A 26,842-nucleotide genomic window follows, 5' to 3' on the forward strand; every position below is an offset into this window, starting at 1 on the left:
AAATATGTAGCCGTAAGCGAGGAAGTACCCGCATGACGATCCGCCCGCAACCGCTGATGCGTACCTTGGCCGCCGCCGTGCTGAGCCTGGCCATCGGCGCTCCGGCCGCCATGGCAGACGCACCGGTCACCCTGACCATGTACAACGGTCAGCACAAGGAAATCGGCGAGGCCATCGCCAAGGCCTACGAGGCCAAGACCGGCATCCACATCGATATCCGCAAGGGCAGCAGCAACCAGCTGGCCAGCCAGATCATCGAGGAAGGCGAACGCTCGCCGGCCGACATCATCTATACCGAAGAGTCCCCTCCCCTGAACAACCTGGGCGAACTGGGCCTGTTGGCGAAGATCGACGACGCCACCGCGAACATGATGCCCAAGGAGTACGTTGGCGCCAACGGCACCTGGATGGGCATTACCGCCCGTACGCGCATCGTCGTGTTCAACCCGAAGAAGGTCGACGAGAAAGACCTGCCGACCACAGTGATGGACTTTGCCAACCCTGAGTGGGAAGGCCGCGTCGGCTATGTGCCCACCAGCGGCGCCTTCCAGGAACAGGCCGTGGCCATCCTGAAGATGCACGGGCGAGAAGCCACCGAAGAATGGCTGACCGGCCTGAAGGCATTCGGCAAGACCTACACCAACAACATGGTCGCCCTCAAAGCCGTGGAAAAAGGCGAAGTGGCTGCGGTACTGGTGAACAACTACTACTGGTATGCGCTTGAGCGCGAGCGCGGCAAGCTGGACACCAAGCTCTACTACCTGGCCGATGGCGATGCCGGCAACCTGGTCACCATTTCCGGCGCAGCCGTGGTCAAGGCCAGCAAGCACCCGAAAGAAGCCCAGGCCCTGCTCAACTGGATGGCCAGCGAAGAAGGCCAGCGCGTGATCACCCAGACCACCGCCGAGTACCCGCTGCACAAAGGCATGGTCTCCGACCGTGGCCTGAAGCCGTTCGAGGACCTGCGCCCACCGAAGATCTCACCAGCCGACCTGGGCAATGCCGAGGAAGCGATCGAGCTTGAGCGCGAGGTCGGCCTGCTCTGATGACTGCCGCCCTGTCCGAGCCGGTGCCGGTACGCTTCGTACCGCGCCGCAAGCGCCCCTCTGTCTGGGTGGTGCTGCCTGTGCTGTTCCTGGTAGCGATGAGCTTGCTGCCTTTGCTGTACGTTGCCATGAAAGCCTGGGAGGCCGGCTGGCGCGAAGCCTTGCACCTGCTGTGGCGGCCGTTTGTCTGGGGGCTGATGCGCAACACCCTGATGCTGATGGTCGGGGTGACGCTGACCTGCATGGTGGTCGGCCTGGCCCTGGCCTGGCTGCTGGAGCGCAGCAACCTGGCCGGCCGCCGGCTGTGGGGCGTGGTGCTGTGCCTGCCGTTCGCCGTGCCGTCGTTCGTCAGCAGCTTCACCTGGGTGTCGCTGAGCTCGGACTTCGAAGGGCTGGGCGGGGCGATCATGGTCATGGCCCTGTCCAAGTACCCACTGGTGTTCCTGCCGGTGGCCGCGACCCTGCGCAACCTCGATACCTCGCTGGAGGAGTCGGCACGTACGCTGGGCTGCAGCCGCTGGGGCGTATTCATCAAGGTCACCCTGCCGCTGCTATGGCCATCGATGCTGGGCGGCGCGCTGCTGATCGCCCTGCACATGCTGGTAGAGTTCGGCGCCTTGTCGATCCTCGGCTTGCAAACCTTCACCACGGCGATTTACCAGCAGTTCGAACTGGAGTTCAGCAATGCCAACGCGGCCATGCTGTCCGCCGTACTGTTGGCGATGTGCCTGGTAATGCTGTGGCTTGAACTGCGGGTACGTGGCAAAGCCCGTCATGTGCGCATCGGCCAGGGTGTGGCGCGGCGAGCACAGCCGGTGCGGCTGCGTGGCTGGGCAGTGCTGGCGCAACTGTTCTGCGTGGGCCTGGCGGTGTTGGGCAGCGGTATTCCGCTGGCCATGCTCGGCTACTGGTTGAGCGTGGGTTCATCGGCGGCATTCCCTGTGGCAGCCATTTCCAAGGCGCTGTTCACCTCATTGTCGGTGTCGCTGGGGGGTGCCGGTTTCTGCGTGTTGCTAGCCCTGCCAATCAGCTTCCTGGTGGTGCGCTACAAGGGCCGCCTGGCAATTTGGGCCGAGCGCCTGCCATACCTGTTGCACGCCCTGCCCGGCCTGGTGATTGCCCTGACCCTGGTATTCTTCGCCCTGCATTACGTGCCGGCGCTGTACCAGACCACGGCACTGTTGCTGCTGGCCTATGCGCTGCTGTTCCTGCCGCTGGCGCAGTCGCCGGTGCGCACCGCACTGAACAAGGCTTCACCTACCCTGGAGGAAGCGGCACGAACCTTGGGCGCGAGCAGCTTTGCCGCGTTCTGCCGGGTGACCCTGCCGATCATCTTCCCGGCCATGGCGGCAGCCTTTGCCCTGGTGTTCCTGGATGCCATGAAGGAACTGACAGCTACCTTGCTGCTCAGCCCGACCGGCATGACCACCCTGGCCACGGAGGTGTGGGCACACACGGCCAACGTCGAGTTCGCGGCGGCAGCGCCTTATGCGGCGTTGTTGATTGTGGTTTCGGGGTTGCCAGTGTATTTGCTGACTACGCGGATGTATCTGAACAAGGCGTAACCTTCTTCGCGGGCTTGCCCGCTCCCACAGATACCGCGCAGCCCTGCTGCCCACAGAGGTAAGGGCCCTGTGTCGCGATCGATGTGGGAGCGGGCATGCCCGCGAACACCGGCGAAGCCGGTGCCATCCACCGTGTCGCCTGCTTCGCGGGCACGCCCGCTCCCACAATGATCGGGTCAGGCTCTGAATTGGCCCAGGCTGGCACGCAGCTGTGCCGCCAGGTCATCCAGCACCTTGCTGCTGGCGGTGGTCTGCATCACCACCTCGGCCGAGCGTTCGGCCTGGGCGTGTATGGTTTCCACCCGTCCACGCACTGCCTGCGCCCCGCTCGCCTGCTGTTCGGCCGCCCGGGTGGCCAGGCCGATGGCCGCGTGCACCTGCTCCACCGCTGCCTGCACCGACTGCTGGCGGCGCTCGTTGTCACGCAGCACCAGCAGCCCTTCGCTGGCCTTGAGCCCGGCCTGGCTGATGGTGGCCACGGCCTCCTTGGCCCCCTTCTGCAGCGCGGCGATATGCGCCTGGATATCTCCCGTGGAACTTTGCGTCTTGCTCGCCAACGCCCGCACCTCATCGGCCACGACGGCAAACCCGCGCCCGGTTTCGCCAGCACGGGCGGCTTCGATGGCCGCGTTCAAGGCCAGCAGGTTGGTCTGTTCGGCGATGCCGTGGATAACCGTCAGCACCACTTCGATCTGCTCACTCTGCTTGGCCAGGCGCTCGATCACCTGGGAGCCGGCCTCCACCTGCCCGGCCAAGTTCTCGATCAGACCGGCTAGCTGGGTCGATGTGCGGCTGTTCTCGTCAGTTGCCTGGCGGATATCCACCACCTGCTGCAGGGCTGCCTGCATCGCGTGGCTTTCAGCCTGGGCCTCGTCGGCCATGCTCGACAGGTCGCGCAGGCTGGCCGCCACTTCGTCGCGTTGCAGTGCAGCAGCAGCATCGGCACCGGCATTGCGCTGGGCCATCGCGCCAATCTCAACGCCGGTGCGCTGCGCCACCTCGCCCGCCTCGCGCACGATGGGTTGCAGCTTGTCGACAAAGCGGTTCACCGCCGAAGCCATGTCGCCAATTTCGTCGCGGCTGTCGAGGGGCACACGCTTGGTCAGGTCGCCTTCGCCAGCCGCCAGGTCATCGAGGGCGGCAATCAGCAGGCGCAGCTTGCTCAGCACCCGGCGGCCAAGCACCACAGCCACCACAACCAGCACACCCAGGCCGACCAGCATCAGGCCCAGGCCGATACGCCAGCGCAGTTCGGCGGCAGCATCGCGCACGGTCTGTGCGGTATTGGCCTGCATCGCGGCTGCGCTGCCCTGCGCCTTTTCCAGGCGCTCGCGCAAGGTCTTGCCACTGTCGGCTGCAGCACCGACCAGGCTGTCGCCGACCAGTTGCTCGCCGCTGGCGATCAGGGCGGCGAAGCGCTGGTCGAGAGCCTTGAGCTCCTGGTCGATGCCGGCGGTGGAAACGCCCATCACCACCTTGCCGATTTCTGCACCATTGGGGTTGATCGAGGCCTCGACGAAGTACACCGCCGGGTCGCGCCGGGCCGCGTCGATCACCTTGTCCAGCGCACGCTCGCCCTGGCCTTTGTCCATCAATGCCTGGTTGATCGGGTTTTGCCGGTTCAGGTAGCGAGTCAGGTGCTGGCCCTGGGCGTCGTCGTAGACCACGAACAGCACGTTAGGGTTGCGCTGCGCACGCCGAGCGAAGTCGGAGAGCACCGGCACGTCGTTGTCCCATATCGCCCGCGGTGCGACCGACGCCAGCAGCTCGGCCATATCGTTGGCGGAGTCCTTGAGGTTCTTTTCCAACGTGCTGCGCAGCTGCTGCTGCTCGCTTTGCAGGCGCGCCGACAAACCTGCGCTAAGGCGCTGGCGGGTGCTGCTGGAGAGGCCGTCGAGGCCTGAGCGCACGTCTTGCCCGGCTTGCTCCAGCTCACTGGCGAGCTGGCGGCTGTCATTGCCCAGGCGTTCGCCCAGGTCGGCTTCCAAGGCGGTGACCGTGCTTCGGGTAAGCGCAACGGCGACCAGCACCTGCACCAAAAGAGCGATACCAAGGGCAACAAACACAGGCCGCAAAAGGCGGCTTCGTAACAGTGAGAGGATGGCAGACACGGTGTAACCCTCGTGTTTTCTGGCGCCACTATTTTGATGGCATCTTCAGAAACTTCTTACAGCAAGGGTTGTGCCGGGGTCAGCAGGGATAAGTGCCAAGGTTCAGCAATGGGTTTTCCTGTACTGGCCTCTTCGCGGGCTTGCCCGCTCCCACAGGTACTCCACATGTCTTGAGGCCTGTGGTGTACCTGTGGGAGCTGGCTTGCCGGCGATAGGGCCGGGACAGGCATACCCCACAAATGAAAACGCCGCAGCCCCTTTCAGGGCCACGGCGTCAGATCAGCCTGGAAGGCAGATCAGGCGAACGGATGACGCAGAACGATGGTCTCGTTGCGGTCCGGGCCGGTGGAGATGATGTCGATCGGCGCGCCGATCAGCGCTTCGATGCGCTTGATGTAGGCGCGAGCGTTGGCTGGCAGATCTTCCAGGGTTTTCACGCCCAGGGTCGACTCGCTCCAGCCTGGCATCTCTTCGTACACCGGCTCCAGGCCGATGTAGCTGTCGGCATCGGAAGGCGCGTCGATGACGGCACCGTTCTCGTTCTTGTAGCCAACGCAGATGTTGATGGTTTCCAGGCCATCCAGCACGTCCAGCTTGGTCAGGCAGATCCCCGAAATGCTGTTGACGTCGATGGCGCGACGCAGGATCACGGCATCGAACCAGCCGCAACGGCGTGCACGGCCGGTGGTGGAGCCGAACTCATGGCCACGCTTGGCCAGGGTAGCGCCAGTCTCGTCGAACAGTTCGGTCGGGAACGGACCGGAACCTACGCGAGTGGTGTAGGCCTTGGTGATACCCAGGATGTAGTCCAGGTACATCGGGCCAACGCCAGAACCGGTGGAGATACCGCCAGCGGTGGTGTTGGAGCTGGTGACGTACGGGTAGGTACCGTGGTCGATGTCCAGCAGCGAGCCCTGGGCACCTTCGAACATGATGTCCTTGCCGGCGCGACGCAGGTTGTGCAGCTCGGCGGTGACGTCGAGCATCATCGGCTTGAGCTGTTCGGCGTAGGCCATGCATTCGTCCAGGGTCTGCTGGAAGTCGATGGCCGGCTCTTTGTAGTAGTTCACCAGCTGGAAGTTGTGGTAGTCCAGCAGCTCACCCAGCTTGGCGGCGAAACGCTCGCGGTGGAACAGGTCGCCCACGCGCAGGCCGCGGCGTGCGACCTTGTCTTCGTAGGCTGGGCCGATACCACGGCCGGTGGTGCCGATCTTGGCTTCGCCACGGGCTTTTTCGCGGGCCTGGTCCAGGGCAACGTGGTACGACAGGATCAGCGGCGCAGCCGGGCTGATGCGCAGGCGCTCGCGCACCGGTACGCCCTTCTCTTCCAGCTTGGTGATTTCACGCATCAGGGCATCCGGGGCAACGACCACGCCGTTGCCGATCAGGCACTGTACGCCTTCACGCAGGATACCGGACGGAATCAGGTGCAGAACGGTCTTTTCACCGTTGATCACCAGGGTGTGACCCGCGTTGTGGCCACCCTGGTAGCGCACTACGGCGGCAGCATGTTCGGTCAGCAGATCGACGATCTTGCCTTTGCCCTCATCACCCCACTGGGTGCCCAGGACGACGACATTCTTACCCATTACATTGGTCCTCATTCACGCAAACTTGGTTGCCGGCCTACTGCCGGCGCAGAAACTCACTGGGCCAGCGGCAGAACCTGCCAGCGCCCGTCTTGCTGAATCAATTGCCGATCACAATCCGCCTCGAGAGCAGCACTCAACGGCTGGCCAGGCAGGGCCTGGACCACACGCTGGCCCTCGTTGCGCAACTGGCAGACTTGCTGCCAGAGGGCCGCGTCGCCACTGTCCGGCATCCAGATGCCGCCAGTTGGCAATACGACCTCCGCTCGCCCCAGTGTGACCAGGGTCTTCAAATCCGTGGAGAAACCGGTGGCCGGGCGAGCCCGGCCGAAATCGGCGCCGATGTCGTCATAGCGCCCGCCCTGGGCGATCGATTGACCTTCGCCCGGCACGAACACGGCGAACACCACGCCAGTGTGATAGTGGTAACCGCGCAGCTCGCCGAGGTCGAAGTACAACGGCAGGTCCGGGAAGCGCGACGCCAGGCGATCGGCGATCGCCAGCAGGTCGTCCAGCGCCGCCAGCACGCTGGCCGGGGCACGGCCCAGGCGCACGCGGGCTTCGGCCAGCACTTCGCGGCCACCGCACAGCTCGACCAGCGCGCGCAGCATGTTGCCCAGGTCCTTCGGCAGGTCGGCGGTCAGCACCTGAACTTCATCCACGGCCTTGCGCTGCAGCGCGTCGAACAGCTGCTGCTCGACCGCACCGGACAGGCCGGCAGCACGGGCCAGGCCGCGATAGATACCGACGTGGCCGAGGTCCATGTGCACATCCGGCACATCGGTCAGTTGCAGCGTGGCGAGCATCAGGCTGATGACTTCGACATCGCTGGTGGGGCTGGCGTCGCCGTACAGCTCGGCACCCAGCTGGATCGGGCTGCGCGAGGTGGACAAGGCACGCGGCTGGGCGTGCAGCACGCTGCCGGCATAGCACAGGCGGCTCGGGCCTTCACGGCGCAGGGTGTGGGCGTCGATACGTGCCACCTGCGGGGTGAAGTCGGCGCGGAAGCCCATCAGGCGGCCGGACTGCGGGTCCACTACCTTGAAGGTACGCTGATCCAGGTCCTGGCCGGCGCCGGTGAGCAGCGACTCCAGGTACTCGATATGCGGGGTGACGACCAGTTCGTAGCCCCAACTCTGGAACAGGTCCAACACCTGGCGGCGCGCGATCTCGATACGCGCAGCCTCAGGTGGCAGTACTTCCTCGATGCCATCTGGCAGCAGCCAGCGGTCTACCGTTGCCATTACGCCATTTCCCCTCTGGTCCGGGCGGCTTGCCAGCAGGCTAGCCGTCAGTAAAGCCGGTATCGCGCACAGCAGCGGGCAGCACTGATCCCAGCGCAGCCACCGTACCCGACACCCTCGAATTGCCTTGCGACCTGACCAAACCGTCAACTGGCGGTTTGCCAATCAACCTTGCAGACGCAAAAAAGCCGGGAAATTTCCCGGCTGCCTCATCATACACCCCTTTTCATTCAGGATGCACCCCGCCTGGTGTTTTAGCTGCCAGGCGGGGCGCCGCTGCATGAAAATCAGGGCCTGAGCATCACGGCCTGCTCTTGTCCAGGAAGCGGAAGAACTCGTTCTTCGGGTCCAGGACCAGCACGTCGCTCTTGCTCGAGAAGCTCTCGCGGTACGCCTGCAGGCTACGGTAGAACGCATAGAAATCAGCGTCCTGGGTGTAGGCCTTGGCGTAGATGGCGGCCGCCTGGGCGTCGCCGTCACCGCGGGTTTCCTCTGCTTCGCGATAGGCCTCAGCCAGCAATACGCGGCGCTGACGGTCGGCATCGGCACGGATACCTTCAGCCAGCTCGTTACCCTTGGCGCGGTGCTCGCGGGCTTCACGCTCACGCTCGGTGCTCATGCGGTCGAATACGCTGCGGTTGACTTCCTTCGGCAGGTCGATGGCCTTGACGCGCACGTCGACCACCTCGATACCCAGCTCCTTGGCGGCCATGCGGTTCAGCGAAGCAGTGATGTCAGCCATCAGCGCGTCACGTTCACCGGAAACCACTTCGTGCAGGGTACGTTTACCGAACTGGTCACGCAGGCCGCTTTCCAGACGACGCGACAGACGCTCGTCGGCGATCTGCTTCATGCCGGACGTGGCGGTGTAGAAGCGTTCGGCGTCCTTGACGCGCCACTTGGCGTAGGCGTCGACCATCACCGCTTTCTTCTCCAGGGTCAGGAACCGCTGGGTCGGGGCGTCGAGGGTCATCAGGCGGGCGTCGAACTTGCGCACCTGGTTCACGTACGGAATCTTCACGTGCATGCCCGGCTGGACATCCGCCTGGACCACCTTACCGAAGCGCAGCAGTACCGCACGTTCGGTCTGGGACACGATGTAGAAGCTGTTCCAGGCCACGATGGCCAGGACCACGGCGGCGATCAGGGCGATCAGCGATCTGTTGCTCATCAGCGGCTCTCCCTAGTGCGCAGCGGCTGCTGTTGCTGTTGCAGGTCCTGCGCTGCACGCGCGGCCGCATCGTTGACCGATGGCGACACACTGGCGGTCGGCGCGGACGGGTTGCGGCTGCCTTCGACCATCTTGTCCAGCGGCAGGTAGAGCAGGTTGTTCTGCCCGTCCTTGGTCGCCACCATGACCTTGCTCGAATTGCTGTAGACCTCTTGCATGGTCTCCAGGTACAGACGCTGACGGGTCACGTCAGGTGCCTTGCGGTACTCGGCGACCAGCTTGGTGAAGCGGTCGGCCTCACCCTTGGCGCGGGCGATGACTTCGTCGCGGTAACCGTTGGCGTCCTCGATGATGCGCTGGGCCTGACCACGGGCTTCCGGCACCACGCCATTGGCGTAGGACTCGGCCTGGTTGCGGGCACGCTGCTCGTCTTCGCGGGCACGGATCACGTCGTCGAAGGCTTCCTGCACTTCACGCGGGGCTGCCGCGCTCTGCACGTTGACCTGGGTAACGCTGATACCGGTGCGGTAGGTGTCGAGGAAGCGCTGCAGGCGTTCGCGGATATCCACGGCCATCTGCTCGCGGCCTTCGGTCAGCACCTGGTCCATCGAGGTGGAACCCACCACGTGGCGCAGGGCACTGTCGGTCGCGTGCTGCAGGCTGACCTCAGGCTGGTCGACGTTGAGCACGAAGTCCTGCAGGTTGCTGATCTTGTACTGGACGGTCAGCGGTACCTCGACGATGTTCTCGTCTTCGGTCAGCATCTGGCCCTGCTTGGTGTAGGCACGCTCGCGCGTGACGTTCTCCATGTACTTGCGATCGATCGGCGGGAAGTAGATGTTCAGGCCGGGACCGACCGTCTCATAGTACTTGCCGAAGCGCAGCACCACGGCCTGCTCCTGCTCGTCGACCACGTACACGGCGCTGTACAGCCAGATAGCAGCCAGCACCGCCAGGCCGATGCCCAGCAGGCCCAGGCCACCGCCCTTGCCGACATTGCGGTCACCGCCGCCACGTTTCTTGCCACTGCCGAACATGCCGTTCAGGCTGTCCTGCAATTTGCGGAAGGCCTCGTCCAGGTCCGGTGGACCTTTCTTGTCACCACCGCCGCCACCGCCATTCCGGCGACCGCCCCAGGGATCCTGATTGTTCGAGTTGCCACCCGGCTCGTTCCAAGCCATAGCGCTCTCCATCTGATAAAGCAAAGACGCGCCCACGGCGCGCCGTCCAATGCTACAGAATGCCTGTCACTGCTGCCCGGCGACCTCGACGAGCATTTATTGCAAAGTGTGTTGCTCGACAAACACTTGCGGCTCCATGCCTTCGCGGCTGACCAGGCGATTCAGTTCGACCATGGGCAGTCGCACGCTCAGCAGGCTGCGCCCTTCTTCATCATGCTCTTCACTCTGCACGGCACCCAGGGCAAAGAATTGCGCGCGCAAGCGGGCAAAACGCTGCTCCAGACACAGGGTACCGACAAACAGATCATCCCCCAGCAACTCGGCAATCGCCTGGCCGACCAGCTCCAGGCCACGCCCATCGCGTGCCGATACCCAGACCCGTTCCGGCTTGCCATCGGCATTGCGCTGGATCTGCGGCTCGACATCTTCGAGCAGGTCGAGTTTGTTATACACCTCGAGGATCGGCAACCCTTCGGCACCAATCTCGCCCAACACCGCCAGCACCTGCTCGATCTGCTCCATGCGCTCCGGCTCATGGGCGTCGATCACATGCAGCAACAAGTCGGAGTTGCTCGACTCTTCGAGCGTAGCCCGAAATGCCTCGACCAGCTTGTGCGGCAGGTGGCGAATGAAGCCCACGGTGTCGGCCAGCACGATCGGCCCCAGGTCGTTCAGCTCGAGCCGACGCAGGGTCGGGTCGAGGGTGGCGAACAGCTGGTCCGCGGCATACACCTCGGATTCGGTCAGGGCGTTGAACAGCGTGGACTTGCCGGCGTTGGTATAACCCACCAGCGATACCGACGGAATGTCCGCGCGCTTGCGCCCGCGGCGCGCCTGCTCGCGCTGGCTGCGCACCTTCTCCAGGCGTGACTTGATCTGGCGAATGCGCACCCGCAACAGGCGGCGGTCGGTTTCCAGCTGGGTTTCACCCGGGCCACGCAGGCCGATACCACCCTTCTGTCGCTCAAGGTGGGTCCAGCCGCGCACCAGCCGCGTGCTCATGTGTTCGAGCTGGGCCAGTTCGACCTGCAGCTTGCCTTCATGGGTACGCGCCCGTTGGGCGAAGATATCGAGGATCAGCCCGGTACGGTCGAGCACACGACACTCGAACACACGTTCGAGGTTGCGCTCCTGACTGGGCGTGAGGGTGTGATTGAAAATCACCAGGTCTACCTGTTCGGCATGGACCAGGTCGTGCAACTCTTCGACCTTGCCACTGCCAATCAGGTATTTGGCGGAAGGCTGATGCCTTGTCACCGTGACCAGCGAGACGATGTCGGCACCGGCCGACAATGCCAGCTCCTGGAACTCCTGCGGGTCTTCGCGCGCCTCAGGGTTCTGACCTTCCAAGTGAACGAGCAACGCCCGCTCACCACCACCGTGGCGCTCAAAGAACAATGCAGGCTCCTATCAGGCGTTGCCTGGCTCGCTGTCGCCGTGTTCGGAATCGGACGGGCTTGGCAGACGAACCGGACGGGCAGGAACCACGGTCGAGATGGCGTGCTTGTAGACCATCTGGCTGACGGTGTTCTTCAGCAGTACCACGAACTGGTCGAAGGACTCGATCGAACCCTGCAGTTTGATGCCGTTGACCAGGTAGATGGATACCGGGACCTTTTCTTTTCTCAAGGTGTTCAAGTAAGGGTCTTGTAGCGAATGCCCTTTTGACATATGCCGCACTCCTGTAAGGATAAATAATAGAAAATCAAGAAAATCGATAAATTAGGCCGCCCCTTCGCAAGAATAGACGGCAATCAGCAGGGACTCAGCTCAATATGGAGATGGCCCCAAGGTATTTCAAGGTGCGGGACAGATTGTCGCAGGCCAGGCTGTCAAGCCAGTGTACTTCGGGCCAGCCACGCAACCAGGTGAACTGCCGCTTGGCCAGCTGCCTGGTGGCAATGATACCGCGTTCACGCATCTCATTCTCAGTCAGCTTGCCGTCCAGGTAATCCCAGACCTGCCGATACCCCACTGCCCGTATAGACGGCAGCCCGGCGTGCAAGTCACTTCTGGCTCGCAGCGATCGGACCTCGTCGACGAAGCCCTGTTCCAGCATCTGTGAAAATCGTAACGCAATTCGCTGATGCAAAATGTGACGATCTGTAGGAGCAATCGCCAAACTCGCGACAGTATAGGGCAAATGTCCGCCAGCGCCTGCGTCTGCGCCGCGACTTTCCGCGAATTGACGCTGTCGATGTGCCGTCATGCTCTCGCCACTCACCCGGTACACCTCCAACGCCCGGATCAACCGCTGCGGGTCGTTGGGGTGGATGCGCGCCGCCGACTCAGGGTCAACCTCGGCCAACTGGCGGTGCAACTCGGCCAGGCCCAGCGCCTCGGCCTGGGCTTCCAGCTCGGCACGCACCGCGGCATCGGCCGCCGGCATGTCGGCCAGGCCATCGATCAACGCCTTGTAATAGAGCATGGTGCCGCCCACCAGCAGCGGGATCTTGCCGCGCGCGGTGATCTCGGCCATGGCCTCCAGGGCATCGGCACGGAACTGCGCAGCCGAATAGCTCTCGGCCGGGTCGCGAATGTCGATCAGCCGGTGCGGGTGAGCGGCGAGGATTTCTTTCGACGGCTTGGCCGAACCGATGTCCATGCCGCGGTAGACCAGCGCCGAATCGACGCTGATCAGCTCGCACGGCAGCACTTTGGTCAGCTCGATGGCCAGGTCGGTCTTGCCGGCCGCCGTCGGGCCCATCAGGAATATTGCAGGGGGCTTGCCACTCATTTCATCGACCGCGCAGGAAGAGTTTGTCCAGGTCATCCAGGCCCATCTGGGTCCAGGTGGGGCGACCATGGTTGCACTGGCCGCTGCGCTCGGTGTTTTCCATGTCACGCAGCAGGGCGTTCATCTCGGGGATCGCCAGGCGCCGGTTGGCGCGCACGGCGCCGTGGCAGGCCATGGTGCCGAGCAGCTCGTTGAGGTGCGCCTGGATACGGTCGCTGGTGCCGTATTCCATCAGGTCGGCGAGTACATCCTGCACCAGTCGGTTGGCCTCGGCCTGCTTGAGCAAAGCCGGGATCTGGCGGATGGCCAGGGTCTCGGGGCCCAGCCGCTGCAGTTCGAAGCCCAGCCGCTGGAACCACTGCGCGTGCTCTTCGGCGCAGTCTGCTTCACGCTGGCTCAGGGCCAGGGTCTCGGGCACCAGCAGCGGCTGGCCGCTGAGGCCTTCGCTGGCCATGGCTACCTTCAGGCGCTCGTACATGATGCGCTCATGGGCCGCATGCATGTCTACCAGCACCAGGCCGATGGCGTTCTCGGCCAGGATATAGATGCCCTTGAGCTGCGCCAGCGCGTAGCCCAGCGGGGGAATGTCACCCTGGCTTTCGGGCAACGCCGTTGGCGCCGCGTCTTCATCCAGCGGTTTGTAAAACTCGCGATAAACCGCCTGTGCCTCGGCGGCTGGCAGCGGCTGCGAGGGGCGCGGGGCGTACTGGTACTGGTAACCCGCGCCACTGCCGCCACTGGAAAACGACTGCTGCGGGGCTCGCGGCTGCTCGAGCACCGGCGAGGCCAGGCGCATTTCGCCCTGGGGGCCGAACTCACCGGCCTGCTGGCCCGTGGGGCGAACCACTTCGGGCACGGCAGCAGGCGCCGCCAACTGGTCTTCCGGGCGCACATCGGCCAGGGCGCGATGCAAGGTGCCATACAGGAAGTCGTGCACAGAGCGCCCCTCGCGGAAACGCACTTCGTGCTTGGTCGGGTGCACGTTGACGTCGACGCCGTTGGGCTCCAGCTCCAGGAACAGCACGAAGGTCGGATGCCGACCATTGAACAGCACGTCACGGTAGGCCTGGCGCACGGCGTGGGCGACCAGCTTGTCGCGCACCGCACGGCCGTTGACGAAGAAATACTGCAGGTCTGCCTGGCTGCGCGAGAAGGTCGGCAGGCCGACCCAGCCCCACAGGCGCAGGCCATTGCGTTCCACGTCGATCGGCAGCGCCTGCTCCATGAAGCCCGGGCCGCAGATGGCGCCCACCCGCCGCGCACGGGCGGTTTCATCGTGGGCCTCGTGCAGGCTGAGGATGCTCTTGCCGTTGTGGCGCAGGTGGAAGCCGACATCGAAGCGCGCCAGCGCCAGGCGCCGTATCACTTCCTGCAGGTGATCGAATTCGGTTTTCTCGGCCTTGAGGAACTTGCGCCGGGCCGGGGTATTGAAGAACAGGTCGCGCACTTCAACCGAAGTACCCACCGGGTGCGCCGCCGGCTGCACCCGCGGGGTCATGTCGCGGCCTTCGGTTTCCACCTGCCAGGCCTCGGTAGCGCTGGCGGTACGCGAGGTCAGGGTCAGGCGCGCCACCGAGCTGATCGAGGCCAGGGCCTCACCACGGAAGCCCAGGCTCAATACCCCTTCCAGGTCTTCCAGCTCGCGGATCTTGCTGGTGGCGTGACGGGCCAGGGCCAGCGGCAGGTCGTCGGCGGAAATGCCGCTGCCATCGTCACGCACCCGCAGCAGCTTGACGCCGCCCTGCTCCACTTCCACGTCGATACGCCGGGCGCCGGAGTCCAGGCTGTTTTCCAGCAACTCCTTGGCGACAGAAGCCGGCCGCTCGACAACCTCACCGGCGGCAATCTGGTTGGCCAGCCGCGGGCTGAGCAGCTGGATGCGCGAACCACCACTCATTGCGAGGCCAACGTGGTAGCGGGGATATCGAGGCGCTGGCCGACCTTCAGCTCATCGGTCTTGAGGCTGTTGGTGCTGCGCAGGCTGGTCACGCTGACCTGGTAGCGCACGGCAAGCATCGCCAGGGTCTCGCCAGGGCGTACCGTGTGCTCACGCGGGCCAGCGGCGATCTTGCCGGTGTCGCGCAGCCAGGCGATGTAGGTGCCAGGCGGCGGGTTCTGCTGGAAGTACTGGCGCACACCGGTGTGGATCGAACGGGCCAGGGCCTGCTGATGGCTGGCGGTGGCCAGCTTGGCGGCTTCGTTGTTGTTCGAGATGAACCCGGTTTCAACGAGGATCGACGGAATATCCGGCGACTTCAGCACCATGAAGCCGGCCTGTTCCACCCGCTGCTTGTGCAGCGAGGTAATGCGGCCCATGTTGCCCAGCACCTTCTGCCCGACATTGAGGCTGGAGCTGAGCGTGGCGGTCATCGACAGGTCGAGCAGCACGCCGGCCAACATGCGGTCCTTGTCGTCGAGGCTGACGTTACCGGCACCACCGATCAGGTCGGAACGGTTTTCCGTGTCAGCCAGCCAGCGCGCGGTCTCGGAGGTAGCACCGCGGTCGGACAGGGCGAACACCGAGGCGCCAAAGGCGGCGCGGGACGGCGCGGCGTCGGCGTGGATCGAGATGAACAGGTCGGCGCCCTTCTTGCGGGCGATTTCCGTGCGCTTGCGCAGTGGGATGAAGTAGTCGCCGGTACGGGTCAGCTCGGCCCGGAAGCCTTTTTCGCTGTTGATCTGGCGCTGCAGTTCCTTGGCGATCTGCAGCACGATGTCTTTTTCATGCTGGCCACGCGACCCGGATGCACCCGGGTCTTCGCCGCCGTGACCGGCGTCGATGGCAACCACGATGTCACGCTTGCCGTTGGGAACCGGCGGCAGCTTGATGGCAGGCTGGGCCGGGGTCACCGGCACTGCTGGCGTGGTTGCAGGCGTTGGTGCCGGAGTCGGGGCCGGAGCAGGCGCGCTGGCCGCGATGGCGTCAGCCTCCTGGTCGTACAGGTCGACCACCAGGCGGTTGCCGTACTGGGCGTTGGGCGCCAGGGTGAAGCTTTTTGGGGTGACCGACTTTTTCAGGTCGACCACCACGCGCAGGTCGGTCGGGGTGCGCTGAGCCGAACGCACGCTGCTGATCGGCGTATTGGAGGTAGCCACGTTCAGTGGCGCGGCCAAGGTCGCGCCATTGATGTCGATAACCAGGCGATCAGGTGCGCTCAGGGTGAAGACGCTGTGCTGCACGGGGCCAGACAGGTCGAAGACCAGCCGCGTGTTGTCCGGCGCGCGCCACAGGCGCATGCTCTTGACTTGAGTGACGGCCAGAGCGTCAACGGTCACCGTTGTCAGCAGCAGCCCAACGATGGCGACCAGTGCGCGTATGCGCATACCTACCCCACTTACTGTTTATAGTGTTCGGCCAGTGCAACGCACCAGGCCTCGCCGCGAGCCCCCTGCGGCGAAAGGATCAGCGAGCGTCCGCCCGCTTGGGGGCTTATGGTAATGGTCAGGTCGGGCTTTGGCAAAACGCCCGCACCCTTTTGTGGCCACTCGAACAGGCACAGCGGGTCGCCCTCGAAATAGTCACGAATGCCCATGAACTCCAGCTCTTCCGGATCGACCAGGCGATACAGGTCGAAATGGAATGCCCGCACCTCACCGATCTCGTAAGGCTCGACCACGGTGAAGGTCGGGCTTTTCACTGCACCAGTATGGCCCAGGCCACGAATCAGGCCACGCGACAGCGTGGTTTTGCCCGCGCCCAGGTCACCTTCCAGAAAAATCACGCCGTGACCGCCGGTCACCCCGGCCAGTTGTGCGCCGAATTCGACCGTGGCCGCTTCATCGGCCAGAAACAGGTTTAAGCCAGACACGCAGAATGCTCCTCCAACAACTCACGAATGACCGGCGCCAGATCGCTGGCAGCCAGGCCTCTACCTTTAACGCCCAGACGCTCGCCGGCACAGGCGTGCAGCCATACCCCCAGCCCCGCGGCATGCCAGGCATCCAGGCCCTGGGCCAGCAGCGCCGCCAATACACCGGTCAGCACATCGCCCAGGCCGGCACCGGCCATGGCCGGGTGGCCACGTTCGCACAGCAGCAGCTGCCCGGCCGGGTCGGCCACCAGAGTGCCGGCTCCCTTGAGCACGCAGACGCTGTTGTAACGGCGCGCCAGCTTGCGTGCGGCGCCCGCGCGGTCCGCCTGCACAGCCTCGGTGGAAATACCCAGCAGCCGCGCCGCCTCCCCGGGGTGCGGGGTAAGGATGCTGCCACTGGGCAGGGCCAGCGGGGTGCGCGCCAGCAAATTCAGGGCATCGGCGTCCCACACCTGCGGGCGCTCGGCATTGGCCACCGCCGACAGCAGGCTGCGGCCCCAGGCCGCCTGGCCCAGGCCAGGGCCGACCACCAGCACCGAAGCGCGCTCCAGCACGCCCATCAGCTGGTTGGCCGAAGTGGCGCCCAGGCACATGACCTCGGGCAGGCGCGCCAGGCTGGCAGTCACGTGTTCAGGCCGGGTCGCCACGCTGACCAGCCCCGCGCCACAGCGCAGGGCGGCCTCGGCACTGAGCAGCACGGCGCCGCCGGTACCGAGGTCGCCACCGACCACCAGTACATGGCCGAAGTCGCCTTTATGGGCATGCGCATGCCGTGCCGGCAGGTGCGCGACAGTCACGCTGCTGAGCAATTGAGGGGTATGGCCGGGGTGTTTGGTCTGCGGCATGGGGTCAAAGGCTCCAATGTCTGGCAGAATTATACGCACCTGAGCCCGTATTGCCTTGCCCATCCATGTCCGCCTGTACGCCTGACCTCGCCCAACTGGCCCAATCGATCAAGATTTGGGGCCAAGAACTCGGTTTTGCCCATGTCGGCATCGCCGGGGTCGACCTTGGCGAACACGAACACCACCTGCAGCGCTGGCTCGACGCCGGCTACCAGGGCGAGATGGATTACCTGGGCGCCCACGGCAGCAAACGCGCGCACCCAGAGCAACTGATCCCCGGCACGGTACGCGTGGTATCGCTGCGCATGGACTACCTGCCTGGCGACACGCAGATGGCGCAGCGCCTGGCACAGCCGGAAAAAGCCTACGTATCGCGCTACGCCCTGGGCCGGGACTACCACAAGCTGGTGCGCAAGCGCGTGCAGTTCCTGGCCGATCGCATTCAGGAAGCCATCGGCCCGTTCGGCTACCGCGCCTTCGTCGACAGCGCTCCGGTGCTGGAAAAGGCCCTGGCCGAGCAGGCCGGGCTGGGCTGGATCGGCAAGAACACTCTGCTGCTCAACCGCAAGGCGGGCAGCTACTTCTTCCTCGCCGAGTTGTTCGTCGACCTGCCGCTGCCGGTGGACGAAGCCACCACCAGCGAACACTGCGGGCGCTGCCAGGCCTGCCTGGACATCTGCCCGACCCAGGCCTTCGTCGGGCCGTATGTGCTGGATGCACGACGCTGCATCTCCTACCTGACCATCGAACTGCGGGGGCCGATCCCCGTCGAGTTGCGTTCGAAGATGGGCAACCGGGTGTTCGGTTGCGATGACTGCCAGATCGTCTGCCCGTGGAACCGCTTTGCCAGGCACAGCCAGGAACAGGACTTCCAGCCACGGCACGGGCTGGAGAATGCCGAGCTGGCGGAGATGTTCCTGTGGGATGAAAGGACCTTCCTGCGCAAGACCGAAGGCGGGCCATTGCGCCGGGCCGGGTATGGGCGCTGGTTGCGCAACCTGGCGGTGGGGCTTGGCAATGCGCCATCTACGATCCCGGTGATCGAAGCGCTGAAGGCGCGGCGCGAAGATGCCTCGGAGCTGGTGAGGGAGCATGTGGAGTGGGCGCTGGCGCAGCACGGCATTTCGTAGCCCCCCTGAGGGAGATTGCCCAGCCATATGGGCTGCGTTGTCGCACAGATAACTGAACTCGCAAGCGATCCTCGTACCCTGTGGGAGCGGCTTTAGCCGCGAAGAATCCAACGCGGTGCATGGCACCGGCTACGCCGGTGTTCGCGGCTAAAGCCGCTCCCACAGGGTCCCTGCTAATTCAATGAGTTATGTACAGTTCTATGAAAGCGGGTTTACCCGCGCGGTGGATGGCACGGGCTGCGCCCGTGTTCGCGGGTGAACCCGCTCCCACAGGGGGCGCATGTCAAGGCTACTGCTGGTCGTTGTAGTGGAACTTGGGCATTTCCCAATGGAACCGAATCGCCAGCAACCGCACCAGGAACCCGCCAAACAAGGTCAGCAGCATCGCCTGCTCCGCCGGCACCTTGAAATACACGCAGCCCAGGTAGAACCAAGCCGCGGCAAACGACACGCTGGCGTACAGCTCGCGGCGGAATACCAGGGGAATGTCGTTACAGAAGATATCCCGCAAGATCCCGCCAAATACCCCGGTGATCACCCCGCTGATCGACGCCACGAGCATGCCCTGCCCCATCTCCAGTGCGGTCATGCAACCGATCAGGGTAAAGGCCACCAGCCCCAGGGCATCGAGCACCAGGAACAACGAGCGCAGGCGGCGCATCATTGGCGCGATGAAGATGGTCAGCAGCGCCGCACAACTGGTCAGCACCAGGTACTCCGGGTGCTTCACCCAGGTCAGCGGGTAATGCCCGAGCAGCACATCACGCACCGAGCCGCCACCCAGGGCGGTGACGCAGGCGATCAGCACCACGCCGAACCAGTCCATGCCGCGGCGGCCAGCAGACAACGCGCCGGTCATGGCTTCGGCGGTGATGGCGATGAGGTAGAGCATCAACAACATGGTGCGGGGTCCGTGCGGGCGGGCGAGAAAGGCGCGCAGTCTAACCAGTTGCCCATGGCACCAAAAGAGGGCGCAGATACAATATCTGCGCCTTTTTCGGCTCATACCTTGATGAAGTGCTCGCGATAGTGGCGCAGTTCGGCGATCGATTCGCGGATGTCGTCCAGCGCCAGGTGGGTGTTGCCCTTCTTGAAGCTGTCACGCACATCAGGCGCCCAGCGTGCAGCCAGCTCCTTCAGGGTCGAGACATCCAGGTTGCGGTAGTGGAAGTAGTTTTCCAGGTTGCGCATGTGCCGGTAGAGGAAGCGGCGGTCCTGGCAGATGCTGTTGCCGCAGATCGGCGACTTGCCTTTCGGTACCCACTGCTCGAGGAAGGCAATGGTCTGCGCCTCGGCGTCGGCCATGTCGACCTTGCTCTCGCGTACGCGCTGGGTCAGGCCCGAAGCGCCATGGGTGCGGGTGTTCCACTCGTCCATGCGCGCCAGCACTTCGTCACTGTGGTGGATGGCGATCACCGGCCCTTCGGCCAGGGTGTTCAGTTCGCTGTCGGTGACGATGGTGGCCATCTCGATGATGACGTCGCTGTCCGGATCCAGGCCGGTCATTTCCAGGTCGATCCAGATCAGGTTCTGTGGGTTTTGCATGCGGGGGCTCCTCGTATAGGCCGTCATAGTAGCGTAGTGGCCAAGGCACGCCCATTCACGGCGCGAAGGTAAGCCAAATGGTCCGGCGCCTGGCGTGCTAAACTGCCTGCCGTTTTCAACCTGCCCCCACGCACGGAACCTTCATGGCCAAACGCCAGCTCAATCGCCGCCAGAACTGGCGCATCGAAAAAATCCAGAACGAGCGCGCCGCGCGTGCGGCCAAACGCGAACAGCACGTGCTGCAGGAACTGGAGGGTGGCGACCTGGGGCCGGAGCAGCTGGGCCTGGTGATTGCGCACTTCGGTGTGCAGGTAGAAGTGGAAGCCCAGGACGGCGAAGCCGCGGGCCAGGTGTTCCGCTGCCACTTGCGCGCCAACCTGCCGGCGCTGGTTACCGGCGACCGCGTGGTATGGCGCTCGGGCAACCAGGGCATTGGCGTGATCGTCGCGCAGATGCCGCGCAGTACCGAGCTGTGCCGGCCAAACAACCACGGCCAGCTGAAACCGGTGGCGGCCAACGTCGACCTGATCGTGATCGTCTTCGCCCCCGCACCCGAGCCGCACCCCAACCTCATCGACCGTTATCTGGTGGCGGCGGAGCACGCCGGCATTCGCCCGCTGCTGCTGCTGAACAAGGCCGACCTGATCAACGACGAAAACGGCCCGGGCCTGCATGCGCTGCTGGAGGTTTACCGCGAGCTGGGCTACCCGCTGCTGGAGGTCTCGGCCCACCACGGTGACGGCATGCAACGCCTGCAGCAGATGCTCGACGGCCACATCAGCGTGTTCGTCGGCCAGTCGGGGGTGGGCAAGTCGTCGCTGGTCAACAGCCTGCTGCCGGACGCCGGCACCCGTGTCGGCGACCTGTCGGAGTGGTCTGGCCAGGGCACGCACACCACCACCACCGCGCGGTTGTACCACTTCCCCAATGGTGGTGACCTGATCGACTCGCCGGGCATCCGCGAGTTCGGCCTGGGTCACGTCAGCCGCAGTGATGTGGAGGATGGTTTCATCGAGTTCCGCGACCTGTTCGGCACCTGCCGCTTCCGCGACTGCAAGCATGATCGCGAACCGGGCTGTGCGCTGCTCAAGGCGCTGGACGAGGGGCGTATCAAGCAGCAACGGATGAACAGCTACCGTTCGATCATTGCCAGTTTGCCGGAAGACGCTTACTGACCGCTTGCGCCACAGGTTCTGCGCCGGCTTCAGCTACGGCGCGATCCTGTGGGAGCGGCCTTGCGTCGCGAAAGGGGCGCGCAGCGGCCCCAGATATCAGCAGCAAATATTGCCGGGGCCGCGTTGCGGCCCTTTCGCGACACAAGGCCGCTCCCACAAGGGACCGCGCCGGACGAAAAACGGTTTACTGGTCCTTGGCCTCATCCATCTTCAGCGTCCCCTCTTCGAAGATGTTCAGCTTCTGGCGCAGTTCACGCGGCTGCATGGGGGCCTGCCCGGCCTCCCCTGGCGCCGCCGGTGCCGCAGCGGCCGGCGGTGCAGGCTCGGCAGCCGGTGCTTCCGGCACGCCCTGTTCGCCTTCGATATTGCGCTGGGCCTTTTTGGTCAGCACGATGATGTCGATGCGGCGGTTAACCGGGTTGAACGGGTCCTTGCGATCGAACAGCGACGACGAGGCATAACCCACCACCCGCGCCACCTGGTCATCCGGGTAGCCGCCGGCCACGAGTGCACGGCGCGCGGCGTTGGCGCGGTTGGCCGACAGTTCCCAGTTGCCGAACTCGCCACTACCGGCATAAGGCTTGGCGTCGGTGTGGCCACTGATGCTGATCTTGTTCGGCACCGCCTTGATGGTGTCGGCCATGGCCAGCAGGATGTCCTCGAAGTACGGCTGCAGGCGCGCGCTGCCAATGTCGAACATCGGCCGGTTCTCGGCGTCCATGATCTGGATGCGCAGGCCGTCCTGGGTGATCTCGAACAGGATCTGGTCCTTGAACTTCTGCAGCTGCGGGTTCTCTTCTACCTTGTTCTGCAGTTCCTGCAGCAGCAACTCCAGGCGCTCACGCTCGACCTGCTCGGCCATGGTCTCCACCTGGTCCTTGTCCAGCTGGATGCTGGTATCAGGCGTCGGCTCCGACTTGGCTTCGGGGTTGATGGTCTTTTCCGGCGCCAGCTGAGGCGAGCCGCCCAAGTCGATGACGTAGGGCGTTCCGCTTTCCGAGAAGCCGATCGGGTCCTTGAAGTAGCCGGCAATGGCGATCTTCTGTTCTGGTGTGGCCGTGGACAACAGCCACAGCACCAGGAAGAACGCCATCATCGCCGTGGCGAAGTCGGCGAAGGCGATTTTCCAGGCGCCGCCGTGATGGCCGCCGCCAAAGCGCTTGACGCGCTTGACGATGATGGGCTGATTGTTCTCCATGACTCAGCGACCGCGAACCGCTTGTTCCAGTTCGGCGAAGCTTGGGCGGTGCTTGGGGTACAGCACCTTGCGCCCGAACTCGACCGCCAGCGAAGGCGGCATGCCCGAGGCCGAGGCCACCAGCGAAGCCTTGATCGATTCGTAGAGGTTCAGCTCTTCCTTGGCATCGTGTTCCAGGCACTTGGCCAACGGGCCGAAGAAGCCGTAGGCCGCCAGGATACCGAAGAAGGTACCCACCAGTGCCGCACCCACATGGAGGCCGATGGAGGCCTGGTCACCGTCGCCGAGCGAGGCCATGGTCACCACGATACCCAGTACCGCCGCAACGATACCGAAGCCGGGCATGCCGTCGGCGATGCCGGTCACCGCATGGGACGGGTGCTCCAGTTCTTCCTTCATGCTCAGCAGTTCCATGTCGAACAGGCCCTCGAGCTCGTGCGGGGCCATGTTGCCGGTGGACATGATGCGCAGGTAATCGCAAACGAACGCGGTCATGCGTTCATCGGCCAGCACCGTCGGGTACTTGGCGAAGATCGGGCTGGCGGCGGCATCCTCGATGTCGGCCTCGATGGCCATCATGCCTTCGCGCCGGCTCTTGTTGAGGATCTCGTACACCAGGCCCAGCACTTCCAGGTAGAAGGCATGAGTGAAGCGCGAGCCGAACATCTTCATCGACTTCTTGATGACGTGCATGGTCATGTGGCCAGGGTTGGCCTGCAGGAATGCACCAAAGGCCGCACCGCCGATGATCAGTACTTCGAACGGCTGGATCAGCGCCGCGATCTTGCCGTGGGAAAGCACGTATCCGCCGAGCACGCTCGCGAATACGACGATGATGCCGATAATTTTAGCCATAGGTTCAAAGCACTTGCTGTCGTGGTCAGGGGAAGAGACGGGAGCTTTAAAACTCTTCTTCTACTTATCGGCAGAACTGCGCCAGACTATAGCCACTCAATGCGAAAAGCCAGTTCGGACTGATGTCAAAATGCCAATTGAAACCAAGGTGCCCGCTCAGGCTCCACGTACGCTAGAGGCCTGGGTAAAGCTGCTCGAGAGTGTTCGCATCCCCGTGCCGAAGCACAGCTACGACCGGGTCATGGCCGCCATCCACGATAGCCGCCGCTCGCTGCGCGATATCGCCGAACTGATGCAGGATAGCCCGGCACTGGTGCTGTCGGTGATGCGCGAAGCCAATCACCCCACCAATGCCAGCCTGGCAGAGCCCGCCGAAAGCCTGGAAGTCGCCCTCAACCGCCTGGGCCTGGAGCGCAGCGAACAGCTGCTCAAACGCCTGCCAGCTGTGCCCGTCGAAGAGATCCCGCCGGTACTGTGCCAGTTCCAGCTGATCAGCCAGCACGCCTCGCAGCAGGCCAGCGGCCTGTTCGCCAGCCGCCTGGCACGGCTGTGGCAGGAAATCCACTGGGGCAGCCTGTTGTTCCTGTCGCCACTCTGGCCGCTGGCGCTGGCCTACCCCAAGCTGCTCGATACCTGGGAGCTGCGGGTTATCCACAAGGGCGAAGACGCCGCCCATGTCGAGGAAGAACTGTTTGGCGTGCGCATCATGGAGCTTTGCCAGACCATGGCGGAGTACTGGCGCCTGCCACAATGGGTGACCCAGGGTTACCGCCTGTTGCTGGAAGAACGCGAACAACTGGCCCAGGTGCTCAGTATCGCCCGCGACCCGGACCTGCTCAGCCAACAACACCGCCTGGACGCCGAGCCTGGCCTGCGCCGCTGGTTCAACCAGCCGGCCAACACCGTGCTGCTGGCCAATAACCTGGCCCTGGCGGCACAGGTGGGCTGGGACAACCCGCACCTGCTGCGCTGGCAGCTGTTGACCGCACTGTACCTGCAGACCTCGCTGGAAGACGTGCAGCAGCAGGTGCACCAGCAGGCTGCGGCCAGCGCCCGCCGCCATGCCCAGCATGCCCTGTTCCACCCGGCCGAAGCGCTGATCTGGCCCTGGCACCAGCGCCGCCCGCACCCAGACATGCTGGCTCCGCCACCGCCCACCGGCGACGAACTGGCGCGCTGGCGCAAGCTGTGCCAAGACCTTCTGGCCCAGCCCAGCCCGTTCACCAACAGCGTGCACCTGGCCACGCAGGTTATCGAGGCCCTTCTGGCCTCTGGCATGCAGCGGATCCTGCTGCTGAGCCTGGACAAGGCCAACGACCAGCTGCGCGTGCAACAGATGGCCGGCCTGCCCAAGGAAGCCGGGGCACTGGTACTGCCGGTGGCGCAGAACAAACTGCTGCAAAAGCTGCTGGCCAAGGCCGGGCAATTGCGTATCACCCCGGAAAACCACAGCCAGTTCTCGGCCCTGCTGCCGGCCCCGCTGCGTGCCTTGTTCCGCAGCGAACACGTGCTGCTGCGCTCGCTGGCGGTGGCGGACCAGGTGCTGATGCTGATGGTGGCTGACCAGGGCTGCCGGCCGCTGGCCGACATCAGCGTGCAAGCCTTCGGCAAGACCGCACAGTGCACCGAACGGGCGCTGTCGGTGTTTGCCAACCGCAAGGCCTGAGCCTTGCGCTACAATCGCCCCTCTTTCCACACTGGAGACCGTGGATGACTGACTTTTCCGGCCTGCCCCTGGTGATCGAAGCCGCGGACCTGCTGCCGCGCCTGGATTCGCCACAGCTGATCCTGGTCGACCTGAGCAGCGCCAACCGCTATGTCAGCGGGCATATCCCCGGCGCACGCTTCGTCGAAGGCAAGCGTACCCAGCTTGGCCAGCCCCCCGCCCCCGGCCTGCTGCCGGCCCTGGGCGAGCTGGAAAAACTGTTCAGCGAACTCGGCCACCGCGACGATGCCGTGTATGTGGTGTATGACGATGAGGGCGGCGGCTGGGCCGGGCGCTTCATCTGGCTGCTCGACGTGATCGGCCACAAGCGTTACCACTACCTCAATGGCGGCATCCAGGCCTGGCCCGCCGACAAGCTCTCCACAGAAGTGCCCGCCAGCGGCAACACGCCGGTGCACCTGCGCATCGACAGTTCGCCCACCGCCACCCGCGAGTACCTGCAAAGCCGCCTGGGCGCCGACGACCTGGTCATCTGGGACGCCCGTGGCCCGCAGGAATTCAGCGGCGAGAAAGTGCTGGCAGCCAAGGGCGGCCACATCCCCGGCGCGATCAACTTCGAGTGGACCGCCGGCATGGACCTCAACGACCACCTGCGCATCCGCCAGGACATCGCCGAAGTCCTGCAGAACCTGGGCATCACCCCCGACAAGGAAGTGATCACCCACTGCCAGACCCACCGCCGCTCCGGTTTCACCTACCTGGTGGCCAAGGCCCTCGGCTACCCGCGCGTCAAGGCCTACGCCGGCTCGTGGAGCGAATGGGGCAACCACCCGGACACGCCTGTAGAAGTCTAAGGAACCTGCATGAAATCCCGTTTGTTCATCATCAGCCAGTACCTGCTGCCGCACCACCTGCTGTCGCGGCTGGCCGGCTGCATCGCCGAGTGCCGCGTGCGCTGGTTCAAGAACGCCTTCACCGCCTGGTTCGCCAAGCGTTACCAGGTCAACATGAGCGAAGCGCTGGTCGAGGACCTGAGCGCCTACGAGCACTTCAATGCATTCTTCACCCGCGCCCTGAAGCCGGGTGCCCGCCCGCTGGACGAGGCCCCGGGCGCCATCCTGTGCCCAGCCGACGGTGCCGTCAGCCAGCTTGGCCCGATCGAGCACGGTCGCATTTTCCAGGCCAAGGGCCACGGTTTCAGCGCACAGGAGCTGCTGGGCGGTGACCCGGCCATGGCCGCGCCGTTCATGGGCGGCGAGTTCGCCACCATCTACCTGTCGCCCAAGGATTACCACCGCGTGCACATGCCGCTGGCCGGTACCCTGCGTGAAATGGTCTACGTGCCGGGCCGCCTGTTCTCGGTCAACCAGACCACCGCAGAGAACGTCCCCGAGCTGTTCGCCCGCAACGAGCGTGTGGTCTGCCTGTTCGATACCGAGCGCGGGCCGATGGCCGTGGTGCTGGTGGGCGCGATGATCGTCGCTTCGATCGAAACCGTGTGGGCCGGGCTGGTGACGCCACCCAAGCGTGAACTGAAGACCTTCCGCTACGACGAAGCCAGCCGCGCGCCGATCCACCTGGAGAAAGGCGCCGAACTGGGCCGTTTCAAGCTTGGGTCGACTGCTATCGTGCTGTTCGGGCCGGAGCAGGTGAAGTGGGCGGAGACCCTGGGTGCTGGTTCCGCGGTGCGCATGGGCCAGCAGTTGGCGGTGCCTGTGCAGGCTTGATTCGAGCAGTATGAAAAGGCCCTGCACTGCAGGGCCTTTTTATTGGGGCTGCTTCGCAGCCCTTCGCGGGCACGCCCGCTCCCACAGGGTAAGCGCGGCTCTCTCTGTGGGAGCGGGCGTGCCCGCGAAGGGCTGCGAAGCAGCCCCAAATTTGCAAATCAGCCGCGCGCGTCGCGGTCGCGCAGGCCCAGCAGATACAACACCCCATCCAGCCCCAGGGTAGAAATCGCCTGCTTGGCCGACTG

Annotated in this window: 23 protein-coding genes and 1 pseudogene; 7 read left to right on the top strand and 17 right to left on the bottom strand. The window is 64.5% G+C overall.

Annotated elements, in window-relative coordinates; genetic code table 11:
• Window positions 1–32 precede the first annotated feature (32 nt).
• Together RYH74_RS12160 and RYH74_RS12165 are read left to right on the top strand one after the other, a co-directional pair.
• On the top strand, window positions 33–1,046 hold the full coding sequence (locus RYH74_RS12160) for an extracellular solute-binding protein (RefSeq protein WP_013974422.1): 1,014 nt from the start codon (window positions 33–35) through the stop codon (window positions 1,044–1,046).
• Window positions 1,046–2,611 (top strand): ABC transporter permease, encoded by a 1,566-nt coding sequence (locus RYH74_RS12165; RefSeq protein ID WP_013974423.1) that lies wholly within the window; start codon window positions 1,046–1,048, stop codon window positions 2,609–2,611. The genes RYH74_RS12160 and RYH74_RS12165 overlap by 1 nt, the downstream gene beginning before the upstream one ends.
• 176 nt (window positions 2,612–2,787) lie before the next feature.
• Here the strand turns inward: RYH74_RS12165 and RYH74_RS26485 are convergent, their stop codons facing one another.
• From RYH74_RS26485 to RYH74_RS12225, 13 genes and pseudogenes are all read right to left on the bottom strand, one after another.
• The gene (locus RYH74_RS26485; RefSeq protein ID WP_371034222.1) at window positions 2,788–3,672 is read right to left on the bottom strand and encodes a methyl-accepting chemotaxis protein; all 885 of its coding nucleotides are present in this window, start codon (window positions 3,670–3,672) and stop codon (window positions 2,788–2,790) included.
• A 21-nt stretch (window positions 3,673–3,693) separates the two neighbouring features.
• Window positions 3,694–4,386, bottom strand: a pseudogene (locus RYH74_RS26490) (methyl-accepting chemotaxis protein); the annotation flags it as partial.
• A 632-nt stretch (window positions 4,387–5,018) separates the two neighbouring features.
• Window positions 5,019–6,311 (bottom strand): adenylosuccinate synthase, encoded by a 1,293-nt coding sequence (locus tag RYH74_RS12175; RefSeq protein WP_061550605.1) that lies wholly within the window; start codon window positions 6,309–6,311, stop codon window positions 5,019–5,021.
• 56 nt (window positions 6,312–6,367) lie between these two features.
• Window positions 6,368–7,555, bottom strand: a complete 1,188-nt coding sequence (locus RYH74_RS12180; protein WP_013974431.1) for an ATP phosphoribosyltransferase regulatory subunit — start codon at window positions 7,553–7,555, stop codon at window positions 6,368–6,370.
• 301 nt (window positions 7,556–7,856) lie between these two features.
• On the bottom strand, window positions 7,857–8,726 hold the full coding sequence (hflC, locus tag RYH74_RS12185; RefSeq protein ID WP_013974432.1) for a protease modulator HflC: 870 nt from the start codon (window positions 8,724–8,726) through the stop codon (window positions 7,857–7,859).
• A complete protein-coding gene (gene hflK / locus RYH74_RS12190; RefSeq protein WP_025340824.1) occupies window positions 8,726–9,907 on the bottom strand; it encodes an FtsH protease activity modulator HflK in 1,182 nt (393 codons plus the stop codon). Before hflK ends, hflC begins: the two co-directional genes overlap by 1 nt.
• Window positions 9,908–10,003: 96 nt before the next feature.
• Complete coding sequence (gene hflX / locus RYH74_RS12195) at window positions 10,004–11,305, bottom strand: ribosome rescue GTPase HflX (protein WP_144175168.1); 1,302 nt, start codon at window positions 11,303–11,305, stop codon at window positions 10,004–10,006.
• 12 nt (window positions 11,306–11,317) lie between these two features.
• Window positions 11,318–11,578, bottom strand: coding sequence for an RNA chaperone Hfq (gene hfq, locus RYH74_RS12200; RefSeq protein ID WP_003258160.1), 261 nt, complete (start codon window positions 11,576–11,578; stop codon window positions 11,318–11,320).
• Between the two features lie 94 nt (window positions 11,579–11,672).
• Window positions 11,673–12,644: a tRNA (adenosine(37)-N6)-dimethylallyltransferase MiaA gene (miaA, locus tag RYH74_RS12205; protein WP_013974436.1), complete on the bottom strand. Its 972-nt coding sequence runs from the start codon at window positions 12,642–12,644 to the stop codon at window positions 11,673–11,675.
• A 1-nt stretch (window position 12,645) separates the two neighbouring features.
• Window positions 12,646–14,541 (bottom strand): DNA mismatch repair endonuclease MutL, encoded by a 1,896-nt coding sequence (gene mutL / locus RYH74_RS12210; RefSeq protein ID WP_317409461.1) that lies wholly within the window; start codon window positions 14,539–14,541, stop codon window positions 12,646–12,648.
• A complete protein-coding gene (locus RYH74_RS12215; RefSeq protein ID WP_075046528.1) occupies window positions 14,538–15,968 on the bottom strand; it encodes an N-acetylmuramoyl-L-alanine amidase in 1,431 nt (476 codons plus the stop codon). The genes mutL and RYH74_RS12215 overlap by 4 nt, the downstream gene beginning before the upstream one ends.
• Before the next feature lie 11 nt (window positions 15,969–15,979).
• Complete coding sequence (gene tsaE / locus RYH74_RS12220) at window positions 15,980–16,453, bottom strand: tRNA (adenosine(37)-N6)-threonylcarbamoyltransferase complex ATPase subunit type 1 TsaE (protein WP_025340827.1); 474 nt, start codon at window positions 16,451–16,453, stop codon at window positions 15,980–15,982.
• Entirely contained in the window at window positions 16,441–17,301 is an 861-nt protein-coding gene (locus RYH74_RS12225; protein ID WP_286100655.1) for an NAD(P)H-hydrate dehydratase, read from the bottom strand. Before RYH74_RS12225 ends, tsaE begins: the two co-directional genes overlap by 13 nt.
• 65 nt (window positions 17,302–17,366) lie before the next feature.
• Between RYH74_RS12225 and queG the strand changes: the two genes are divergently transcribed.
• Entirely contained in the window at window positions 17,367–18,431 is a 1,065-nt protein-coding gene (gene queG, locus RYH74_RS12230; protein WP_317409465.1) for a tRNA epoxyqueuosine(34) reductase QueG, read from the top strand.
• 289 nt (window positions 18,432–18,720) lie between these two features.
• Here queG and RYH74_RS12235 read toward each other — a convergent pair whose 3' ends face one another.
• Both RYH74_RS12235 and orn read right to left on the bottom strand, forming a co-directional pair.
• Window positions 18,721–19,332 carry a trimeric intracellular cation channel family protein gene (locus RYH74_RS12235; protein ID WP_013974442.1) on the bottom strand — a complete coding sequence of 204 codons (612 nt, stop codon included), beginning with the start codon at window positions 19,330–19,332 and terminating at the stop codon, window positions 18,721–18,723.
• Between the two features lie 101 nt (window positions 19,333–19,433).
• Window positions 19,434–19,976, bottom strand: coding sequence for an oligoribonuclease (orn, locus tag RYH74_RS12240; protein WP_317409466.1), 543 nt, complete (start codon window positions 19,974–19,976; stop codon window positions 19,434–19,436).
• A gap of 143 nt (window positions 19,977–20,119) precedes the next feature.
• On the opposite strand from orn, the gene rsgA reads away from it, so the two are divergent.
• Entirely contained in the window at window positions 20,120–21,151 is a 1,032-nt protein-coding gene (rsgA, locus tag RYH74_RS12245) for a small ribosomal subunit biogenesis GTPase RsgA (protein WP_025340832.1), read from the top strand.
• 184 nt (window positions 21,152–21,335) lie between these two features.
• Here the strand turns inward: rsgA and motB are convergent, their stop codons facing one another.
• On the bottom strand, window positions 21,336–22,349 hold the full coding sequence (gene motB / locus RYH74_RS12250; RefSeq protein ID WP_075046531.1) for a flagellar motor protein MotB: 1,014 nt from the start codon (window positions 22,347–22,349) through the stop codon (window positions 21,336–21,338).
• A 3-nt stretch (window positions 22,350–22,352) separates the two neighbouring features.
• The gene (gene motA, locus RYH74_RS12255; RefSeq protein ID WP_015272014.1) at window positions 22,353–23,204 is read right to left on the bottom strand and encodes a flagellar motor stator protein MotA; all 852 of its coding nucleotides are present in this window, start codon (window positions 23,202–23,204) and stop codon (window positions 22,353–22,355) included.
• 130 nt (window positions 23,205–23,334) lie between these two features.
• Here motA and RYH74_RS12260 point away from each other — a divergent pair, with 130 nt between their 5' ends.
• Genes RYH74_RS12260 through asd form a run of 3 tightly spaced genes read left to right on the top strand, consistent with a single transcriptional unit; the run spans window position 23,335 to window position 26,597 of the window.
• Window positions 23,335–24,870, top strand: a complete 1,536-nt coding sequence (locus tag RYH74_RS12260) for an HDOD domain-containing protein (RefSeq protein ID WP_075046532.1) — start codon at window positions 23,335–23,337, stop codon at window positions 24,868–24,870.
• A gap of 44 nt (window positions 24,871–24,914) precedes the next feature.
• The gene (locus RYH74_RS12265) at window positions 24,915–25,724 is read left to right on the top strand and encodes a rhodanese-like domain-containing protein (RefSeq protein ID WP_075046533.1); all 810 of its coding nucleotides are present in this window, start codon (window positions 24,915–24,917) and stop codon (window positions 25,722–25,724) included.
• Between the two features lie 9 nt (window positions 25,725–25,733).
• Complete coding sequence (asd, locus tag RYH74_RS12270) at window positions 25,734–26,597, top strand: archaetidylserine decarboxylase (RefSeq protein WP_075046534.1); 864 nt, start codon at window positions 25,734–25,736, stop codon at window positions 26,595–26,597.
• Window positions 26,598–26,842 lie beyond the last annotated feature (245 nt).

The sequence above is a fragment of the Pseudomonas sp. LSJ-87 genome (assembly GCF_032971465.1).
GTDB classification, from domain to species: domain Bacteria; phylum Pseudomonadota; class Gammaproteobacteria; order Pseudomonadales; family Pseudomonadaceae; genus Aquipseudomonas; species Aquipseudomonas putida_Z.

Excerpts from the sequence above, each read along its gene's own strand:
- RYH74_RS12160 (WP_013974422.1), top strand. The coding sequence starts at position 33 with ATGACGATCCGCCCGCAACCGCTGATGCGTACCTTGGCCGCCGCCGTG.
- RYH74_RS12165 (WP_013974423.1), top strand. The coding sequence starts at position 1,046 with ATGACTGCCGCCCTGTCCGAGCCGGTGCCGGTACGCTTCGTACCGCGC.
- RYH74_RS26485 (WP_371034222.1), bottom strand. The coding sequence starts at position 3,672 with ATGGCTTCGGCGGTGAACCGCTTTGTCGACAAGCTGCAACCCATCGTG.
- RYH74_RS12175 (WP_061550605.1), bottom strand. The coding sequence starts at position 6,311 with ATGGGTAAGAATGTCGTCGTCCTGGGCACCCAGTGGGGTGATGAGGGC.
- RYH74_RS12180 (WP_013974431.1), bottom strand. The coding sequence starts at position 7,555 with ATGGCAACGGTAGACCGCTGGCTGCTGCCAGATGGCATCGAGGAAGTA.
- hflC (WP_013974432.1), bottom strand. The coding sequence starts at position 8,726 with ATGAGCAACAGATCGCTGATCGCCCTGATCGCCGCCGTGGTCCTGGCC.
- hflK (WP_025340824.1), bottom strand. The coding sequence starts at position 9,907 with ATGGCTTGGAACGAGCCGGGTGGCAACTCGAACAATCAGGATCCCTGG.
- hfq (WP_003258160.1), bottom strand. The coding sequence starts at position 11,578 with ATGTCAAAAGGGCATTCGCTACAAGACCCTTACTTGAACACCTTGAGA.
- miaA (WP_013974436.1), bottom strand. The coding sequence starts at position 12,644 with ATGAGTGGCAAGCCCCCTGCAATATTCCTGATGGGCCCGACGGCGGCC.
- mutL (WP_317409461.1), bottom strand. The coding sequence starts at position 14,541 with ATGAGTGGTGGTTCGCGCATCCAGCTGCTCAGCCCGCGGCTGGCCAAC.
- RYH74_RS12215 (WP_075046528.1), bottom strand. The coding sequence starts at position 15,968 with ATGCGCATACGCGCACTGGTCGCCATCGTTGGGCTGCTGCTGACAACG.
- RYH74_RS12225 (WP_286100655.1), bottom strand. The coding sequence starts at position 17,301 with ATGCCGCAGACCAAACACCCCGGCCATACCCCTCAATTGCTCAGCAGC.
- queG (WP_317409465.1), top strand. The coding sequence starts at position 17,367 with ATGTCCGCCTGTACGCCTGACCTCGCCCAACTGGCCCAATCGATCAAG.
- RYH74_RS12235 (WP_013974442.1), bottom strand. The coding sequence starts at position 19,332 with ATGTTGTTGATGCTCTACCTCATCGCCATCACCGCCGAAGCCATGACC.
- orn (WP_317409466.1), bottom strand. The coding sequence starts at position 19,976 with ATGCAAAACCCACAGAACCTGATCTGGATCGACCTGGAAATGACCGGC.
- rsgA (WP_025340832.1), top strand. The coding sequence starts at position 20,120 with ATGGCCAAACGCCAGCTCAATCGCCGCCAGAACTGGCGCATCGAAAAA.
- motB (WP_075046531.1), bottom strand. The coding sequence starts at position 22,349 with ATGGAGAACAATCAGCCCATCATCGTCAAGCGCGTCAAGCGCTTTGGC.
- motA (WP_015272014.1), bottom strand. The coding sequence starts at position 23,204 with ATGGCTAAAATTATCGGCATCATCGTCGTATTCGCGAGCGTGCTCGGC.
- RYH74_RS12260 (WP_075046532.1), top strand. The coding sequence starts at position 23,335 with ATGCCAATTGAAACCAAGGTGCCCGCTCAGGCTCCACGTACGCTAGAG.
- RYH74_RS12265 (WP_075046533.1), top strand. The coding sequence starts at position 24,915 with ATGACTGACTTTTCCGGCCTGCCCCTGGTGATCGAAGCCGCGGACCTG.
- asd (WP_075046534.1), top strand. The coding sequence starts at position 25,734 with ATGAAATCCCGTTTGTTCATCATCAGCCAGTACCTGCTGCCGCACCAC.